The following is a 17,153-nucleotide window of genomic DNA, read 5'->3' as shown; positions in this document are numbered from 1 at the left end:
CGATGAGCCAGATCCTGAAGACTTCCCTGCTGATCGTCGGCGGCGGTCCCGGCGGCTACGTCGCGGCGATCCGTGCCGGGCAACTGGGCATTCCCACCGTACTGGTGGAGGGCGCCGCCCTCGGCGGCACCTGCCTGAACGTCGGCTGCATCCCGTCGAAGGCGCTGATCCACGCCGCCGAGGAATACCTCAAGGCCCGCCACTATGCCGGCCGGTCGGCGCTGGGCATCCAGGTACAGGCGCCGAGCATCGACATCGCCCGCACCGTGGAATGGAAGGACGCCATCGTCGACCGCCTCACCAGCGGCGTCGCCGCGCTGCTGAAGAAACACGGGGTCGATGTCGTCCAGGGCTGGGCGAGGATCCTCGACGGCAAAAGCGTGGCGGTCGAACTCGCCGGCGGCGGCAGCCAGCGCGTCGAGTGCGAGCACCTGCTGCTGGCCGCCGGCTCGCAGAGCGTCGAGCTACCGATCCTGCCGCTGGGCGGCAAGGTGATCTCCTCCACCGAGGCGCTGGCGCCCGGCAGCCTGCCCAAACGCCTGGTGGTGGTCGGCGGCGGCTACATCGGCCTGGAGCTGGGTACCGCCTACCGCAAGCTCGGCGTCGAGGTGGCGGTGGTGGAAGCGCAACCGCGCATCCTGCCGGGCTACGACGAAGAACTGACCAAGCCGGTGGCCCAGGCCTTGCGCAAGCTGGGCGTCGAGCTGTACCTCGGGCACAGCCTGCTGGGCCCGAGCGAGAACGGCGTGCGGGTCCGCGACGGCGCCGGCGAGGAGCGCGAGATCGCCGCCGACCAGGTACTGGTGGCGGTCGGCCGCAAGCCGCGCAGCGAAGGCTGGAACCTGGAAAGCCTGGGCCTGGACATGAACGGCCGGGCGGTGAAGGTCGACGACCAGTGCCGCACCTCGATGCGCAATGTCTGGGCCATAGGCGATCTCGCCGGCGAGCCGATGCTCGCGCACCGGGCCATGGCCCAGGGCGAGATGGTCGCCGAGCTGATCGCCGGCAAGCGTCGCCAGTTCGCCCCGGTGGCGATCCCCGCGGTGTGCTTCACCGATCCGGAAGTGGTGGTCGCCGGGTTGTCCCCGGAGCAGGCGAAGGATGCCGGCCTGGACTGCCTGGTGGCGAGTTTCCCGTTCGCCGCCAACGGCCGCGCCATGACCCTGGAGGCCAACGAAGGCTTCGTCCGCGTGGTGGCGCGTCGCGACAACCACCTGGTCGTCGGCTGGCAGGCGGTGGGCAAGGCGGTCTCGGAACTGTCCACGGCCTTCGCCCAGTCGCTGGAGATGGGCGCCCGCCTGGAAGACATCGCCGGCACCATCCACGCCCATCCGACCCTCGGCGAAGCGGTCCAGGAAGCCGCCCTGCGCGCGCTGGGACACGCCCTGCACATCTGATTCCCGCGAACCTCGGTAGCCGGCCAACCACCGGCGCACATTACCCCCTTGCCCGTCGGGCAAGGGGGCTTTTTTCGTGGCCGCGAACCGGGTCGTCAGCAGGTCTCACCGCCCTGCGCGATCCCCCGCCCCTCACTCCGTCTCCAGCAACCCATGCCGCAAGCTCCCCGCCGCCAGGCGCTGGCGAATATCCTCGTCGATCCGCGGATCGTCCGGGCGGTACAGGCGCACCTGGCGGTAGGCGTTGATCCGGTTGATTTCCGCACCGAGGTACTCCCAGACCACCCGGCTGCATGCCGGGGTCCGCCGGTCACCGCTGGAAACGCCCATCTTCAGGCCGTTCAGGCGGGTGATACGGCTCTTGAAACTGGGAATGAGGATGGTCTGGCTCATCTCGTTGAGGGTCAGCGACTCGTAGTCGATCAGGAACACCCGGTCCTGCAACTGGAAGGCCGCGCCGAGGTAGCGGCAGCGCGCCCACTCCTCCGCCTGCACGTCGGTACTGCTGGTGCGCTCCTGGCGTTCCTGGCGCTCGAAGAGGAACACGCCGTCTTCCTCGTAGAGATGCACCAGGGAGAGCAGGATGCTGCCTGGCACCGACATGCAGTTGGCATATTCGAAGTAGTAGCCGCAGTAGCGGCTCAGGTCGCCGGCCTCGGCGCGCAGCGGTTGCAGCAGCCGCAACAGCGGGTCGTTGCTGGGCTGGCGCGGCTGGGCGCTGGTGCGGGCGCCGATCAGGCGGGCGAACTGCTCGGGCGGCAAGCCCAGCTCGTAGTCCTCGACGCCGAAGAAGTCGCCGATCCGCTTGCGGTTGTACGGCGTCGGCTGGCTCTGGCCGCTGAGGTACTTGTTGAACTGTGCGCGATTGATCGCCAATTGCCGGCAAACCTCGGAAATCGAGCGGTAATGGCTGCAAAGCAGCTTGAGATTGGCGCCCAGGTGCTCGGACATCGATGGCTCCAAAACTGATGCTATGGACGCGATTCTAGCATCAGGTCGCATCAAGCAGGAGCAACCCGCGAAATTGTAACCAGGTGCGTCATGGCCAACCATGCGCCGCGCACCAAGGCGCTGCCGCAGCGCACGCCGGTACCAGAATAAGAACCGAGGTAGACCTCCATGCTTGAAATGCTCAACGATTTCCTTTCCGGAAAAGTCCTCATCGTCCTGATCGTCGGCCTGGGTGCCTACTTCACGATCCGTTCGCGTTTCGTCCAGTTCCGCCACTTCGGCCACATGTTCGGCGTATTCAGGGAATCGCTGCGCGGCCAGGCCGGCCAGCTCAGTTCCTTCCAGGCCCTGATGCTGAGCCTCGCCGGCCGGGTCGGCGCCGGCAACATCGCCGGGGTCGGCATCGCCGTGACCCTCGGCGGTCCGGGGGCGGTGTTCTGGATGTGGGTCACCGCGCTGGTCGGCATGTCCAGCAGCTTCTTCGAATGCACCCTGGCCCAGGTCTACAAGCGCAGCGACGGCGACGGCCTGTATCGCGGCGGCCCGTCCTACTACATCCAGCACGGCCTGAAGCTGCGCTCGATGGCGGTGGTCTTCGCGGTACTCCTGCTGGTGACCTACGGCTTCGCCTTCAACGGCCTGCAGTCCTACACCGTCACCCATTCGCTGCAGAACGCCTTCGGCTTCGCCCCGCAGCACACCGGGATCGCCCTGGCGGTGCTGCTCGGCGTGGTCTTCATCGGCGGCATCAAGCGCATCGCCGCGGTCTCCGACCTGCTGGTGCCGATCAAGACCCTGGCCTACATCGGCGTCACCCTGTACGTCATCGCCAGCCAGATCGAGCACGTCCCGGCAATGCTGGAAACCATCGTCAAGAGCGCCTTCGGCCTAGACCCGGCGTTCGGCGGCCTGCTCGGCAGCGCCATCGTGATGGGCGTCAAGCGTGGCGTCTTCGCCAACGAGGCCGGCCTGGGCAGCGCGCCGAACGTCGCCGCGGTCGCCGCCGTGCGCCATCCGGCGGCACAGGGCGTGGTCCAGGCCTTCAGCGTGTTCCTCGACACCTTCGTGATCTGCACCTGCACCGCCCTGCTGATCCTGCTCTCGGGCTTCTACACCCCGGGCTTCGAAGGCGACGGCATCGTCCTCACCCAGAACTCCCTGGCCGCGGTGGTCGGCGACTGGGGCCGGGTGTTCGTCAGCGTGGCCCTGTCGCTGTTCGTCTTCACCTGCATCCTCTACAACTTCTACCTGGGCGAGAACAGCCTGCAGTTCCTCAGCCGCAACCGCCTGGTGCTGATCGGCTACCGCGCGCTGGTGCTGGCCCTGGTGGTCTGGGGCTCGGTGCAGGACCTGTCCACCGTGTTCGCCTTCGCCGACATCACCATGACCTGCCTGGCCTTCGTCAACCTGATGGCCCTGGCCCTGCTGTTCAAGGTCGGCCTGCGGGTGATGCGCGACTATGACGTGCAGCGCCGCGCCGGGATCAAGCAACCGGTGTTCGACTCGGCGCAGTTCGCCGACCTCGACCTGGACCGCGAAGCCTGGCCCGCCGGCCAGCGCGCCGAGCCCCCGGCGCAGGCGGACGCCGAGCCGCTGCCGAGCGGCAATCGCTGAGTCTCGCGCAGGCGCCCTCCCCCCGGAGCGGCGCCTGCGCCACAATGGTGTCCCCTCTTCGCACGTCCGGCGCGAAAAGGCCCGACACAAGGATTACGGATGCTCCCAGTCAAGAACCTCTTCGTGCTCTACACCGGCGGCACCATCGGCATGTTGCAGACCCCGCAGGGTCTGGCCCCGGCCGGCGGCTTCGAAGCGCGCATGCGCGACCACCTGCAAAGCCTCGGCGACGCCCCGGACCTGCGCTGGCGCTTCGCCGAACTGCAACCGCCGCTGGACAGCGCCAACATGACCCAGGGCAACTGGCTGGCGATGCGCGACGCCATCGTCGCCGCGCTCGACGCCGGCCACGACGGCGTGCTGCTCCTGCACGGCACCGACACCCTGGCCTACAGCGCCGCGGCGCTGTCCTTCCTGCTCCTCGACCTGCCGATCCCGGTGCTGCTGACCGGCTCCATGCTGCCGGCCGGCGCGCCGGGCAGCGATGCCTGGGACAACCTGGTCGGCGCCCTGCGCGTCCTCCAGGAGGGCCACGCGCGCGGCGTACAGGTCTATTTCAACGATGCCCTGCTGCACGGCGCGCGAGTCAGCAAGCTGCGCAGCGACGCGTTCGACGCCTTCGCCGAACTGCCGCGACCGCGCCACGCCGAGCATGCGCCGGTGCCTGCGGCGCTCGGCTACCGCCAGCCGCGCCGGGAAGTGAACCTCGCCGTGCTGCCGCTCTATCCAGGGCTGCGCGCCGCGCACCTGCGCGGGCTGCTCGACAGCGGCGTGGAAGCGCTGCTGCTGGAATGCTATGGCAGCGGCACCGGCCCGTCCGACGACGAGGAGCTGCTGGCGCTGCTGCGCGAAGCCCACGCCCGCGGCGTGCTGCTCGCCGCGGTCAGCCAGTGCGCCTACGGCCAGGTCGAGTTCGGCGTCTACGCCGCCGGCAGCCGCCTGCGCGACGCCGGCCTGCTCTCGGCTGGCGGAATGACCCGCGAGGCGGCCCTGGGCAAGCTCTTCGGCCTGCTCGGCGCCGGCCTCGGACGCGACGAAGCGCAACGCTGGTTCGCCCTCGACCTGTGCGGCGAGAACGCCGACTGACCGCCCTGCGGCCGCCCGCCGGCGGCCGCTTCCTTCAGCCCTCCCCGCGATACGCGACAACGCCGGCGGCCCGCCCGTGCCCGGCGCCCATCGTCAAGCTTCAGCGAACAGTGTTTCCGGCCTTCCCCGGTTTATCCCCCGGCGGCGAGTCCACAGGATGTCGCCTTCCGCTGCCGGCCCCGCCGGCATCCGCCCACAAGGAGGAAACACCTGCATGTACGCCATCGCCGAAGACACCCTTCCCGCACGCGTATTGAAAGAACTGTTGCTCTATCGCCGCCGTTACCCCGAGCATCGCCAGAGCGCCAGCGAAGCGGACGAGATCCGCCGCATCGAACAGGTCCAGTTGCCGCGCATCGCCGCCTTCATCGAAGCCGGCGAGCCCATCGAATTCGTCCTGCCGGCGTTTCCGGCCAAGTCGCCGAACCCCGGCAAGGTCCTCGACAGCCGTCCGGACATGGCCGAGCGCCTGTCGCTGTCGTTCCTCAACCACCTGTGCCAGCGCATCCAGCTGTTCTATGCACCGGGCGCGAAGATCACCGTCTGCTCCGACGGCCGGGTTTTCGGCGACCTGGTGAGGATCGGCGATGCGCACATCAGCGCCTACCAGGATGCCTTGCGCCTGATGATCGAGGAGATCGGCGCCACCCATATCGGCGTGTTCAACCTGGAGGACGTACGCGCCTTCGAGGCCCAGCGCGACAACCACGAGCAGCTCCGCCAGTTGCTGATCGACGGCTACGCCGAGCCGCTGGAAAGCATCCGCGAGACCCTGCTGGCCAGCGAAGAAGGCCTGCTGCTGTACCGCGCCATCACCCGTTTCCTCTACGAGGACGGCCTGACCCCCGACTACCAGGGCTCGAAGACTGCCCTGCAACGCGACGCCAAGGAGCGCGCCTACGGGGTGATCCAGCGCAGCTGGGCCTGGGGCGCGCTGCTGGCCGACCAGTTCCCCCGCGCGATCCGCCTGTCCATCCATCCGCAGCCGGCGGACAGTCTGAAGTTCGGCATCCACATGATGCCGACCCGCGACGACTGGCTGACGCCCTGGCACGGCGTGGCGGTGAACACCGAGGACCGCTTCGTGCTGATGAAGCGCAGCGAGGTGCTGGAACTCGGCGGCGAGCTGGTGCAGATCAACGGCCAGCCCAGTCACTACCGCCTGCCGGCCAGGGCCGCCCGGCGCGCCGCCGTGGCCTGAGCCCGAGGAGCCAGACGATGAACGCCTATCTCAGCGATCAACCGGTACGTCTCTCGCCGCTGCGCGACGAACAGGGCAACCAGCCGCGCTTCGGCCTGCTGCTGGAGTCCGGCCGCCCCGGCATGCACGTCGGCGAGCTGCCGGCGCAGTGGCTCAAGGGCCTGGCTCGCAGCCACCACCTGCTGCTCCTGCGCGGCTTCGCCGCCTTCGCCGACGCCGAGAGCCTGACCCGCTACTGCCACGACTTCGGCGAAGTCATGCTGTGGCCGTTCGGCGCGGTGCTCGAGCTGGTGGAACAGGAAGGCGCCGAGGACCACATCTTCGCCAACAACTACGTGCCGCTGCACTGGGACGGCATGTACCTGGAGACGGTCCCGGAATTCCAGGTGTTCCACTGTGTCGACGCGCCCGGCGACAGCGACGGCGGCCGCACCACCTTCAGCTCGACCCCGGCGGCGCTGCAACTGGCCGACAGTAGCGAGCTGGAACTCTGGCGCCGCGCCAGCGGCCGGTACCAGCGCAGCGCGGCGCACTACAGCAGCCGCTCGGCGGCGCCGATAGTCGAGCGCCACCCGCGCCGCGAATTCCCCATCCTGCGTTTCTGCGAACCGCCGGTCGAGGGCGACGCCAGCTTCATCAACCCCTCCGAGTTCCACTACGACGGCATCGCCCCGGAACAGCGCGGCGAACTGCTCGCCAGCCTGCGCCGCTGCCTGTACCACCCGCAGGCGCATTACGCCCACCGCTGGCGCAGCGACGACCTGGTGATCGCCGACAACCTGACCCTGCTGCACGGTCGCGAGGCCTTCGTCCACCGCGCGCCGCGCCACCTGCGGCGGGTGCATATCCACGCCGAGCCGGCGCTGCGCAACCCGCACCTGCAGCGCGACTGACCGCCCCGCCGGCCGTGCGCGCCACGGCCGGCGTCCCGACAAGGAACCAGCATGAGCCATTCCGTCCCCAACGCGCTGATGACCGGCGCCGACTATCTCGACAGCCTGCGCGACGGTCGCCAGGTCTACCTCAACGGCGAACGGGTCGCCGACGTCACCCGGCACAGGGCGTTCCGCAACGCCTGCCGCAGCATCGCCGGGCTCTACGACGGCCTCCACGGCGAGCAGCGCGACGTCCTCACCCGGGTCGATGCCCAGGGCCGCCGCAGCCACCGCTTCTTCACCCCCGCGCAGAACGCCGAGGACCTGCTCGGCGCGCGCGAGGCGATCGGCTGCTGGTCGCGCATGACCTACGGCTTCATGGGGCGTACCCCGGACTACAAGGCGGCGTTCATGTCCGGGCTGGAGGCCGGCGCCGGCTTCTACGGCGACTACCGGCAGAACGCCTGCGCCTGGCACCGCGCCTTCGCCGACCGCGGGCTGTTCCTCAACCACGCGATCATCAATCCGCCGCTGGACCGCAGCAAGGCGATCCACGAGATGCGCGACGTGTTCGTCCACGTCGAACGCGAGACCGACCAGGGTATCGTCGTCAGCGGGGCGAAGATGCTCGCCACCGGCAGCGCCATCACCAACGCCACCTTCGTCGCCCCGGTCGCCTCGGCGCAGATGGAAGCCGGCAAGGCCGAGGACTTCGCCCTGGTGTTCTTCGCCCGCATGGACAACCCCGGCCTGCGCCTGATGTGCCGGCCATCCTACGAGGAGCGCGCGAGCAGTCCCTTCGACTATCCGCTGTCCAGCCGCTTCGACGAGAACGACAGCGTGCTGCTGTTCGACAAGGCGCTGATTCCCTGGGAGGACGTCCTGGTCTACCGCGACCTGCGCCGCGCCACCGGCTTCTATGCCGACTCGGGCTTCGCCAACCTGTACAACTTCCAGTCCGGCATCCGCCTCGGGGTGAAGCTGGAGCTGATGATCGGCCTGCTTTCCCTCGGCGTGCGCGCCAATGGCACCCAGGGCTTCCGCGGGATACAGGCTGCCCTCGGCGAGCTGATCGCCCTGCAGCACCTGCTGCAGGCGCTGACCACCGCCATGGCCCGCGACCCGGAGCGCAACGCCGCCGGGTCGGCGGTGCCGCGCCTGGAGTACGCCAATGCCCTGCGCATCCAGGTGCCGCAGATCTGGAAGCGGGTCCGCGAGCTGCTGGAAAGCGCCCTCGGCGGCGCCCCGCTGGTCACCGTCTCGGGCGCCGCCGACCTGCGCGACGGCGAGGCGCGGCGGCTGGTGGACAGCTACTACCGCGGTGCCGAGCTGGAGCCGGAGCAGCGCCTGAAGCTGTTCAAGCTGATCTGGGACGCCACCGGCAGCGAGTTCGGCGCGCGCCACGCGGTCTATGAGAGCCATTATTCCGGCAATGCCGAGCAGATCCGCCTCGACTCGCTGGCCTGGGCCAGCCGTCGCGGGCACCTGGCCTACTGCGAGGCGATGGTCCAGCGCTGTATGGCCGACTACGACATCCACGGCTGGCTGCGGGGGCCCTGGCAGCATGACTGAGCGCAAACGCTGGCTGGCCGGCTGCCTCTCGGCCCTGCTTTCCCTGCCGCTGGCCGCCGCCGTGCCGGGCCCGGACGCGCCCGCCGACCTGGCGCGCGGCAAGGCGATGGCGCAGAAAATGTGCTCGCGCTGCCACGACGACGACGGCAACGGCGGGCCGCGGCCGAACCGCAGCTACCCGAAGCTCGCCGGGCTCGACCGGGAATACCTGTACAAGCAGATCTACGACCTCAAGACCCAGCGCCGGCGCAACCCGGCCACCAACGGCCGCGGCGAGGAGCTGAGCGCGGCGGACGTGGTCAACGTCTCCGCCTGGTTCGCCGCCCAGCGCATGAGTGCCGGCGAGCAGACCCTGGCCGACCCGAGGCAACGCGAACGCGGCCGCCAGCTCTTCAAGAATGGCCTGGCGCAGCGCGGCGTACCGCCCTGCGTCACCTGCCACGGGCCCGCCGCCCAGGGCCTGGCGGCGCTGAAGGCGCCGCGCCTGGCCGGGCAATGGGCGGAATACCTGGCAACCCAGTTGCACGGCTTCCGCGACGGCAAGCGCGGCAACAGCGCGACCATGCGCGCGGTCGCCGGCGGCCTGGAGGATAGCGACATCCAGGCGCTCGCCGGCTACCTGGGCAGCCTGGGGCCGTAGGGCGAATAACCGCTCGCGGTTATCCGCCGCCTATCCCTGGCATCGGCGGCGGATAACGCCTGTGGCGTTATTCGCCCTACGCCAGTTGGAATGGCTTGCGACCGAGATGCTGCCGAAGCCCGATCCGTAGGGCGAATAACCGCTTGCGGTTATCCGCCGCCTATCCGCGACGCCAGCGGCGGATAACGCCTGTGGCGTTATTCGCCCTACAGCCCCCCAGCACGGATGCCCAGCCTCATTCGCCCTGCGCCAGGCGGAACGGCTCGCGACCGAGATGCTCGCGCAGCGACTCGATGAACGCCCTGACCCGCACCGGCATGTAGCGCGCCGAGGGGTACAGGGCATAGATGCCGCCCTGCGGCAGGCGCCAACCGGGCAGCAGCCGGACCAGCCGTCCGCGGGCGATCTCGCGGGCTACCAGGAAGCTCGGCAGCACGCTGACGCCGGCACCGTCGAGCACCAGGCGGTACACCGCCAGGGTGTTGTTCGCCAGCAGGCGCCCTCGGGTCTGTACCGTGGCACGCTCGCGCTGGCGTTCGAAGGTCCAGGTCCAGGGCGTGCTCAGGCGGGTATGGCCGATCCATTCGCAACGCGCCAGGTCGTGCGGCTGGAGCACCGGCGGCAGACCGGCGAGGTATCCCGGCGTCGCCACGGCAACCTGCTGGAAGTCGCACAGCTTGCTGGCATGCAGGCCGGAGTCGCGCGGCCAGCCGATACGTACCGCGAGATCGATGCGCTGGCCGACCAGATCGCTGAACTGGTCATCGGCCAGCATTTCCACCTGGACCTTGGGAAACTGCCGGATGAACGCCGCGGAAACGCTGCTGATGTGCCACTTGACGAAGTCCTGCGGCGCGGTGATGCGCAACCGGCCACTGGGCTCGCCCTGCAGGTCGCGCACATCGGAGAGCGCGCCGTCCAGCTCGCCGAGCATGCGCTGGGCCACGCCGAACAGCAGTTCGCCGCGATCGGTAAGGGTCATGCGACGGGTGGTACGGGTCAGCAACTGGATCCCGAGGTCGGCCTCCAGGCGTCGCAACTGCTCGCTGAGTAGCGATTTCGACAAGCCCAGGGCCTCCGCCGCGGCGGTGAAGCTGTTGTGTTCGGCGACGGCGACGAAGGCATACAAGTGATTCAGGTTCAGATGATTCAATCGCTCCAGGGCGGCGCTCATCCTGTCATTCCTTAGCCGGGAAGTGGGTCCGGACGGGTCTTGTCGAAAAATCCTGCTGCGACGGAACGGCGGCATTCGACAGGACCCGCAACGATCGGTGAGCGTGATGACGCGACCGGGCGGTCAGGTCGTCGATAAAGACCGCCAGGCGCGCATAAGTTTCAGCGCGCCACCTTCGTTTTCCGATAAATGAGAACTGCTTCAGACGGTCGGCCGGGTGCTTTTCATGTCAGCGAAGCTCGCCTGATTGATCGCTTTCTACCGACAAAACCTTCTTAAAGTAGTTTCTCAAGTATTGGACAAACTTCCTTTTTATTTATGGAGATATGGCACATTCATTCCATTCGACATTAATAATTGCAAACCATCATTCGAAACGATTATTCGGTTTTCATGAACAACGTCCTGGCCTCATGCCTGGCTCGGCCCCGGTAGGCGTTTTTTTCCCGTTGACGGGCATCGGCCTTCTGGTATTTTCTGAAACCGGTTTCAAATCCTGGCATCCGCTGGCGAAGACCAGCCGGACACACCAATAAGAACAGCACCAAGAGGTACCAGGTCCGTGAATGGTTCAGTACTGCCCAGCCGTGGCCGCGTCACCATCAACCAGGTGGCCGAGGCCGCCGGCGTCTCCAAGGCCAGCGTGTCGCGCTATATCGGCGGCGACCGCCAGTTGCTCGCCGATGCCACCGCCCGGCGCATCGAGCGCGCCATCGACCAGCTCGACTACCGCCCCAACCAGATGGCCCGAGGCCTCAAGCGCGGGCGCACACGGCTAATCGGAATGCTGGTGGCGGACATCCTCAACCCCTACTCCGTGGCCGTCATGCATGGCGTGGAAACCGCCTGCCGCGAACACGGCTACAGCCTGGTGGTGTGCAATACCGACCGCGACGACGAGCAGGAGCGTCATCACCTGGCCGCCCTGCAGTCCTACAACGTCGAAGGACTGATCGTGAACACCCTCGGCCACCATCCCGGCGAATTGCGCGCCCTGCACCGCGAACTGCCGATGGTGCTGGTGGACCGCCAGTTGGCCGAGCTGGATACCGACCTGGTCGGCCTGGACAACGCCGACGCCGTCGAACAGGCCCTCGACCACCTGCAGCACCGCGGCTTCCGCGACATCCTGCTGGTCACCGAACCGCTCGACGGCACCAGCTCGCGGATCGAGCGGGTCCAGGCCTTCAATGCCTCCATCGGCCGGCGACCGGCGCTCAAGGGCCAGGTCCTGCAAACCGACGACTTCTTCCGCGACGGCCTGCGCGCCTTCCTTTCGGCCAGCGGCCCCGGGCCGAAGGCGCTGTTCACCTGCAACGGCGTCGCCACCCTCTGCGCCACCCGCCAACTGCGCGACCTCGGCTGCCGGCTGTTCGATGAGGTCGGCCTGCTGGCCCTGGACGAACTCGACTGGTACCCACTGGTGGGCAGCGGCATCACCGCCCTCGCCCAACCCACCGACGAAATCGGCCGCACCGCCTTCGAGCGCCTCCTGGCGCGACTCGAAGGCGACCGCGAGCCGGCGCGCCGGGTGACCTTCCCGGCGCAACTGATCGTTCGCGGCTCGACCCATCCACGCGGCTAGCGGCCCGCCGCCGGCGCGTTGCCGGCGGCTTTCGCACGGCTTGAAATGAAACCGGTTTCAGAGGATCGCCAATGTCCCTTCACCCCGTCTCCATCAGTCTTTCCAGCTATGGCGCGGACCTCGTTCGCAGTCGCGGCCAGGCCAGCTTCCTGCCCTTGCTGGCGATGGCCGGCGCGCAGCGCGTGGAACTGCGCGAGGAACTCTTCGCCGGCCCGCCGGATACCGAGGCGCTGACCGCCGCCATCCAGTTGCAGGGGCTGGAGTGCGTGTTCTCCTCACCCCTCGAGCTGTGGCGCGAAGACGGCCAGTTGAACCCCGAGCTGGAGCCGACCCTGCGCCGCGCCGAAGCTTGCGGAGCCGGATGGCTCAAGGTCTCGCTCGGCCTTCTGCCGGAACAGCCCGATCTCGCCGCCCTCGGCCGGCGCCTGGCGCGCCACGGCTTGCAACTGCTGGTGGAGAACGACCAGACGCCCCAGGGCGGCCGGATCGAGGTGCTGGAACGCTTCTTCCGCCTCGCCGAACGCCAGCAGCTGGACCTGGCGATGACCTTCGACATCGGCAACTGGCGCTGGCAGGAGCAGGCGGCCGACGAAGCCGCCCTGCGCCTTGGCCGCTATGTCGGCTACGTGCACTGCAAGGCGGTGATCCGCAACCGCGACGGCAAGCTGGTCGCGGTGCCGCCGTCGGCCGCCGACCTGCAGTACTGGCAGCGCCTGCTGCAGCATTTCCCGGAAGGCGTGGCGCGGGCCATCGAATACCCGCTGCAGGGCGACGACCTGCTCAGTCTCAGCCGCCGGCACATCGCCGCCCTCGCCCGCCTCGGCCAGCCCCAGGAGGAACGCCAGCATGGCTGACTTCGAGATCCTCTGCTTCGGCGAGACCATGGCCATGTTCGTCGCCGAACAGCCCGGCGAACTGGACCGGGTCGAGCAGTTCGGCAAGCGCATCGCCGGCGCCGACAGCAACGTCGCCATCGGCCTCGCCCGCCTCGGCTTCGCGGTGGCCTGGCTGAGCCGGGTCGGCGACGACTCGCTCGGCCGCTTCGTACTCGACAGCCTGACCCGCGAGGGCCTCGACTGCCGCTTCGTCGAGGTCGACGCGCAAGCGCCCACCGGGTTCCAGATGAAGTCCCGCGAGGTCGATGGTGCCGACCCGCGGGTCGAGTACTTCCGCCGCGGCTCGGCGGCCAGCCGGCTGGGCCTCGCCCATATCCGCGAAGAAATGCTCGGCGCCCGCCACCTGCACGCCACCGGCATTCCGCCGGCACTCTCGGCGAGTGCCTGCGAGCTGTCCCACGAACTGATGCGGCGCATGCGCGGCAGGGGCGCCAGCCTGTCCTTCGATCCCAACCTGCGGCCCTCGCTGTGGCCCAGCGAGCGCCGCATGATCGCCGAGATCAACGCCCTCGCCGCGCATGCCCACTGGGTCCTGCCGGGCCTGGAGGAAGGCCGCCTGCTCAGCGGCTGGCAGGAACCCGCGGATATCGCCGCGTTCTACCTGGACATGGGCGTCGACGCGGTGGCGATCAAGCTCGGCCCGAGCGGCGCCTACTATCGCGATGCCCACGGCGAAGGGCTGGTCCCCGGCGTGCCGGTGGCGACCGTGGTGGACACCGTGGGCGCCGGCGACGGCTTCGCGGTCGGGGTGGTCAGCGCGCTGCTGGAAGGCCTGCCGCTGCCCGACGCGGTGGCGCGCGGCAACTGGATCGGCAGCCGCGCGGTACAGGTCCGCGGCGACATGGAGGGGCTGCCGAAACGCAGCCAACTGCTCGACCGCGAGCGCCGCAGGAGCGCCTGAACCCGCCGCCCACGCGGCACCTGTTGCGACAAGAACAAGACAAGCTCAGGAGATACCCGACCATGACCATGCCTCGCCTCGCCAGCAGCCGCTGGTGGTACATCATGCCGATCGTTTTCGTCACCTACAGCCTGGCCTACCTGGACCGCGCCAACTACGGCTTCGCCGCCGCCTCCGGGATGGCCGACGACCTGCGGATCACTCCCGGGCTGTCCTCGCTGCTGGGCGCGCTGTTCTTCCTCGGTTACTTCTTCTTCCAGGTGCCGGGGGCGATCTACGCGGAAAAGCGCAGCGTCAAGAAGCTGATCTTCGTCAGCCTGATCCTCTGGGGCGGACTGGCCACCCTGACCGGGATGGTCGCCAACGTCTATCTGCTGATCGGCATCCGCTTCCTCCTCGGCGTGGTCGAGGCGGCGGTGATGCCAGCGATGCTGGTCTACCTCTGCCACTGGTTCACCCGCGCCGAGCGCTCGCGGGCGAACACCTTCCTGATCCTCGGCAACCCGGTGACCATCCTCTGGATGTCGGTGGTCTCCGGCTACCTGGTGGAGCATTTCAGCTGGCGCTGGATGTTCATCATCGAAGGCCTGCCGGCGGTGATCTGGGCCTTCATCTGGTGGCGCCTGGTGGATGACCGCCCGCGCCAGGCCGCCTGGCTGAGCGGCTCGGAAAAACGCGACCTGGAAGACGCCCTGGCCGCCGAGCAGCAGGGCATCAAGCCAGTGAAGAACTACCGCGAGGCGTTCCGTTCGCCAAAGGTCATCGTCCTCTCGCTGCAGTATTTCTGTTGGAGCATCGGCGTCTATGGCTTCGTCCTCTGGCTGCCGTCGATCCTCAAGCACGGCGCCAACATCGACATCATAGAAGCCGGCTGGCTGTCGGCGCTGCCCTACCTGGCGGCGGTGATCGCCATGCTCGGGGTGTCCTGGGCCTCGGACCGGTTGCAGAAACGCAAGCGTTTCGTCTGGCCGCCGCTGCTCATCGCGTCCATCGCCTTCTACGGTTCCTACGCCCTCGGCAGCGAGCACTTCTGGCTGTCCTACGCCCTGCTGGTGCTGGCCGGGGCCTGCATGTACGCGCCCTACGGACCGTTCTTCGCCATCGTCCCGGAAGTCCTCCCGGCCAACGTCGCCGGCGGCGCCATGGCGCTGATCAACAGCATGGGCGCGCTGGGCTCGTTCTCCGGCTCCTGGCTGGTCGGCTACCTGAACGGCATCACCGGCGGGCCCGGGGCTTCCTATCTGTTCATGAGCGGAGCGCTGCTGCTGTCGGTGCTGCTCACCGTGTTCCTCAACCCGCACGCCGACAAGCGCGAGCCCGATGCCGCTCGCGCGCACGCCTCGCGGCGGGCGGCGCCGGCCCACCCCTGACCGACTCCGGAGCATCCGATGAAGAAAGTGGTTCTCTACAAACGTCTCTCCGCGCCCCTGATGGAACGCCTGCGCGAACGGGTCGAGGTGCTCCTGGTCGAGGAGCCCGGCCGCGACGGCCTGGCCCGCCTGCGCGACGCCCTGCCCGAGGCCCACGGCCTGCTCGGCGCCAGCCTGCGCCTGGACGCCGGACTGCTCGACCTGGCACCGCGACTGGAAGCCATCGCCAGCGTCTCGGTGGGCGTCGACAACTATGACATCGACTACCTCGACCGCCGCGGCATCCTCCTCAGCAATACCCCCGACGTGCTCACCGAGACCACCGCCGACACCGGCTTCGCGCTGATCCTGGCGACAGCCCGGCGGGTAGTGGAACTGGCCGGCTGGGTGCGCGCCGGGGAATGGAAGAAGAGCGTCGGCGCCGCCCAGTTCGGTACCGACGTGCATGGCAAGACCCTCGGTATCGTCGGCATGGGCCGCATCGGCGAGGCCCTGGCCCGGCGCGGGCACCACGGCTTCGGCATGCGCGTGCTGTACCACAGCCATAGCCCGAAGCCCCACGTCGAAGAACGCTACGCAGCGAGCTACCGCCCCCTCGACGCGCTGCTCGAGGAATCCGACTTCGTCTGCCTGACCCTGCCGCTGACCGCCGCCACCGAAGGCCTGATCGGTGCCGAGCAGTTCGCCCGGATGCGCCCGCAGGCGATCTTCATCAACATCTCCCGTGGCCGGGTGGTCGACGAGGCGGCCCTGATCGAGGCCCTGGCCCAGCGGCGGATCCGCGCCGCCGGCCTCGACGTGTTCGAGCGCGAGCCGCTGTCTCCCGACTCGCCGCTGCTGCGCCTGCCGAACGTGGTGGCCACTCCGCACATCGGCTCGGCCACCGAGGAAACCCGCGAAGCCATGGCCCGCTGCGCGGTAGACAACCTGCTGGCCGCCCTCGCCGGCGAGCGGCCGCTGAACCTGGTCAATCCTTCGGCCTGGGCGCGACGGCGAGGCGCCTGAAGGCCGCGCCGGGCCGACGCCCGGCGCGCCGTTCTGCTTCACTTGCCGGTATTGGCCTGCCTGAATCCTTGCTGAAACGTTTTTTCAACGTGACACATGAACTTATAATTAGCCTGCTAATCATTATCAGAAAGACGAAACCGTGATGATCCAGAGAGGACCCCACCATGCCCGATGACAAGGCCGTCAACGGCCGCCGCGACTTCCTGCGCAAGACCCTGACCGTGATCCCGGCGGTGACCCTGGCCGGCTATGGCGTCGGCCATGCCATGCAGACGCCCGCCGCCGAGCAGGACAAACCCCGCGAACGCTACCAGCCTCGCTTCTTCACCAACACCGAATGGGCTTTCGTCAACGCCGCGGTGGCGCGACTGATCCCCAGCGACGACAACGGCCCCGGCGCCATCGAGGCCGGGGTGCCGGAGTTCATCGACCGACAGATGGAAACCCCCTACGGGCACGGCGCACTCTGGTACATGCAGGGGCCGTTCGTCACCGACGCCGCGCCGGAGTTCGGCCATCAGTTGAAGCTGGTGCCACGCGACATCTACCGGGTCGGCATCGCCGCCCTGGAACGCTGGAGCAAGGCCAACCAGGGCAAGCCGTTCGCCGAGCTGGAGCCGTCGGCGCAGGACGACATCCTGCAACGCCTGGAAGCCGGCCAGATCGACCTGCAGGACCTGCCGGCCAAGCTGCTCTTCGGCCAGTTGCTGCAAAACACCCACGAAGGCTTCTTCTCCGATCCGCAGCACGGCGGCAATCGCGGCCTGGTGGGCTGGAAGCTGGTCGGTTTCCCCGGCGCCCGCGCCGACTTCATGGACTGGGCCGACCGCGGCGAGAAGTATCCCTTCCCGCCGGTGGCGATTTCCGGCGAGAGGGGTTGAAC

General features: G+C 68.4%; 15 protein-coding genes. 13 read left to right on the top strand and 2 right to left on the bottom strand.

The window, feature by feature from the left end; translation table 11 throughout:
* Positions 1-2: 2 nt before the first annotated feature.
* Positions 3-1,397: a dihydrolipoyl dehydrogenase gene (lpdA, locus tag ACI766_RS14310; protein WP_014602932.1), complete on the top strand. Its 1,395-nt coding sequence runs from the start codon at positions 3-5 to the stop codon at positions 1,395-1,397.
* Positions 1,398-1,529: 132 nt separating this feature from the next.
* On the opposite strand, the gene ACI766_RS14305 is transcribed toward lpdA, so the two are convergent.
* Positions 1,530-2,348, bottom strand: coding sequence for a transcriptional regulator (locus ACI766_RS14305; protein WP_003160264.1), 819 nt, complete (start codon positions 2,346-2,348; stop codon positions 1,530-1,532).
* 168 nt (positions 2,349-2,516) lie between these two features.
* Here ACI766_RS14305 and ACI766_RS14300 point away from each other — a divergent pair, with 168 nt between their 5' ends.
* The 6 genes from ACI766_RS14300 (at position 2,517) to pvcD (ending at position 9,336) form a co-directional block, all read left to right on the top strand.
* The gene (locus tag ACI766_RS14300) at positions 2,517-3,962 is read left to right on the top strand and encodes an alanine/glycine:cation symporter family protein (RefSeq protein WP_003113731.1); all 1,446 of its coding nucleotides are present in this window, start codon (positions 2,517-2,519) and stop codon (positions 3,960-3,962) included.
* A 99-nt stretch (positions 3,963-4,061) separates the two neighbouring features.
* Positions 4,062-5,048, top strand: a complete 987-nt coding sequence (locus tag ACI766_RS14295; protein ID WP_003113732.1) for an asparaginase — start codon at positions 4,062-4,064, stop codon at positions 5,046-5,048.
* Between the two features lie 214 nt (positions 5,049-5,262).
* Positions 5,263-6,249 carry a paerucumarin biosynthesis protein PvcA gene (gene pvcA / locus ACI766_RS14290; protein ID WP_003089256.1) on the top strand — a complete coding sequence of 329 codons (987 nt, stop codon included), beginning with the start codon at positions 5,263-5,265 and terminating at the stop codon, positions 6,247-6,249.
* Between the two features lie 17 nt (positions 6,250-6,266).
* The gene (gene pvcB, locus ACI766_RS14285; RefSeq protein ID WP_014602931.1) at positions 6,267-7,142 is read left to right on the top strand and encodes a paerucumarin biosynthesis oxygenase PvcB; all 876 of its coding nucleotides are present in this window, start codon (positions 6,267-6,269) and stop codon (positions 7,140-7,142) included.
* Between the two features lie 51 nt (positions 7,143-7,193).
* Entirely contained in the window at positions 7,194-8,696 is a 1,503-nt protein-coding gene (pvcC, locus tag ACI766_RS14280) for a paerucumarin biosynthesis protein PvcC (RefSeq protein WP_003117812.1), read from the top strand.
* Entirely contained in the window at positions 8,689-9,336 is a 648-nt protein-coding gene (pvcD, locus tag ACI766_RS14275; protein WP_014602929.1) for a paerucumarin biosynthesis heme-binding protein PvcD, read from the top strand. The genes pvcC and pvcD overlap by 8 nt, the downstream gene beginning before the upstream one ends.
* Before the next feature lie 235 nt (positions 9,337-9,571).
* Here pvcD and ptxR read toward each other — a convergent pair whose 3' ends face one another.
* Positions 9,572-10,510, bottom strand: a complete 939-nt coding sequence (gene ptxR / locus ACI766_RS14270; RefSeq protein ID WP_003139449.1) for an HTH-type transcriptional regulator PtxR — start codon at positions 10,508-10,510, stop codon at positions 9,572-9,574.
* Between the two features lie 562 nt (positions 10,511-11,072).
* On the opposite strand from ptxR, the gene ptxS reads away from it, so the two are divergent.
* The 6 genes from ptxS (at position 11,073) to ACI766_RS14240 (ending at position 17,151) form a co-directional block, all read left to right on the top strand.
* Complete coding sequence (gene ptxS / locus ACI766_RS14265; protein WP_003113738.1) at positions 11,073-12,095, top strand: transcriptional regulator PtxS; 1,023 nt, start codon at positions 11,073-11,075, stop codon at positions 12,093-12,095.
* A 71-nt stretch (positions 12,096-12,166) separates the two neighbouring features.
* On the top strand, positions 12,167-12,949 hold the full coding sequence (locus ACI766_RS14260) for a sugar phosphate isomerase/epimerase family protein (RefSeq protein ID WP_003113739.1): 783 nt from the start codon (positions 12,167-12,169) through the stop codon (positions 12,947-12,949).
* Positions 12,942-13,892: a sugar kinase gene (locus ACI766_RS14255; RefSeq protein WP_003158932.1), complete on the top strand. Its 951-nt coding sequence runs from the start codon at positions 12,942-12,944 to the stop codon at positions 13,890-13,892. Before ACI766_RS14260 ends, ACI766_RS14255 begins: the two co-directional genes overlap by 8 nt.
* 62 nt (positions 13,893-13,954) lie before the next feature.
* Positions 13,955-15,262: an MFS transporter gene (locus ACI766_RS14250; protein WP_003113740.1), complete on the top strand. Its 1,308-nt coding sequence runs from the start codon at positions 13,955-13,957 to the stop codon at positions 15,260-15,262.
* 18 nt (positions 15,263-15,280) lie between these two features.
* Complete coding sequence (locus ACI766_RS14245) at positions 15,281-16,267, top strand: 2-hydroxyacid dehydrogenase (RefSeq protein WP_003122747.1); 987 nt, start codon at positions 15,281-15,283, stop codon at positions 16,265-16,267.
* A gap of 167 nt (positions 16,268-16,434) precedes the next feature.
* Positions 16,435-17,151 carry a gluconate 2-dehydrogenase subunit 3 family protein gene (locus ACI766_RS14240; RefSeq protein ID WP_003110746.1) on the top strand — a complete coding sequence of 239 codons (717 nt, stop codon included), beginning with the start codon at positions 16,435-16,437 and terminating at the stop codon, positions 17,149-17,151.
* The last annotated feature ends 2 nt before the right edge of the window (positions 17,152-17,153 follow it).

Source organism: Pseudomonas sp. DL (assembly GCF_047199225.1).
Classification (GTDB): Bacteria; Pseudomonadota; Gammaproteobacteria; order Pseudomonadales; family Pseudomonadaceae; genus Pseudomonas; species Pseudomonas aeruginosa.
The sequence above is the reverse complement of the archived record's forward strand: the minus strand, read 5'-3'. Positions and strand labels throughout refer to the sequence as shown.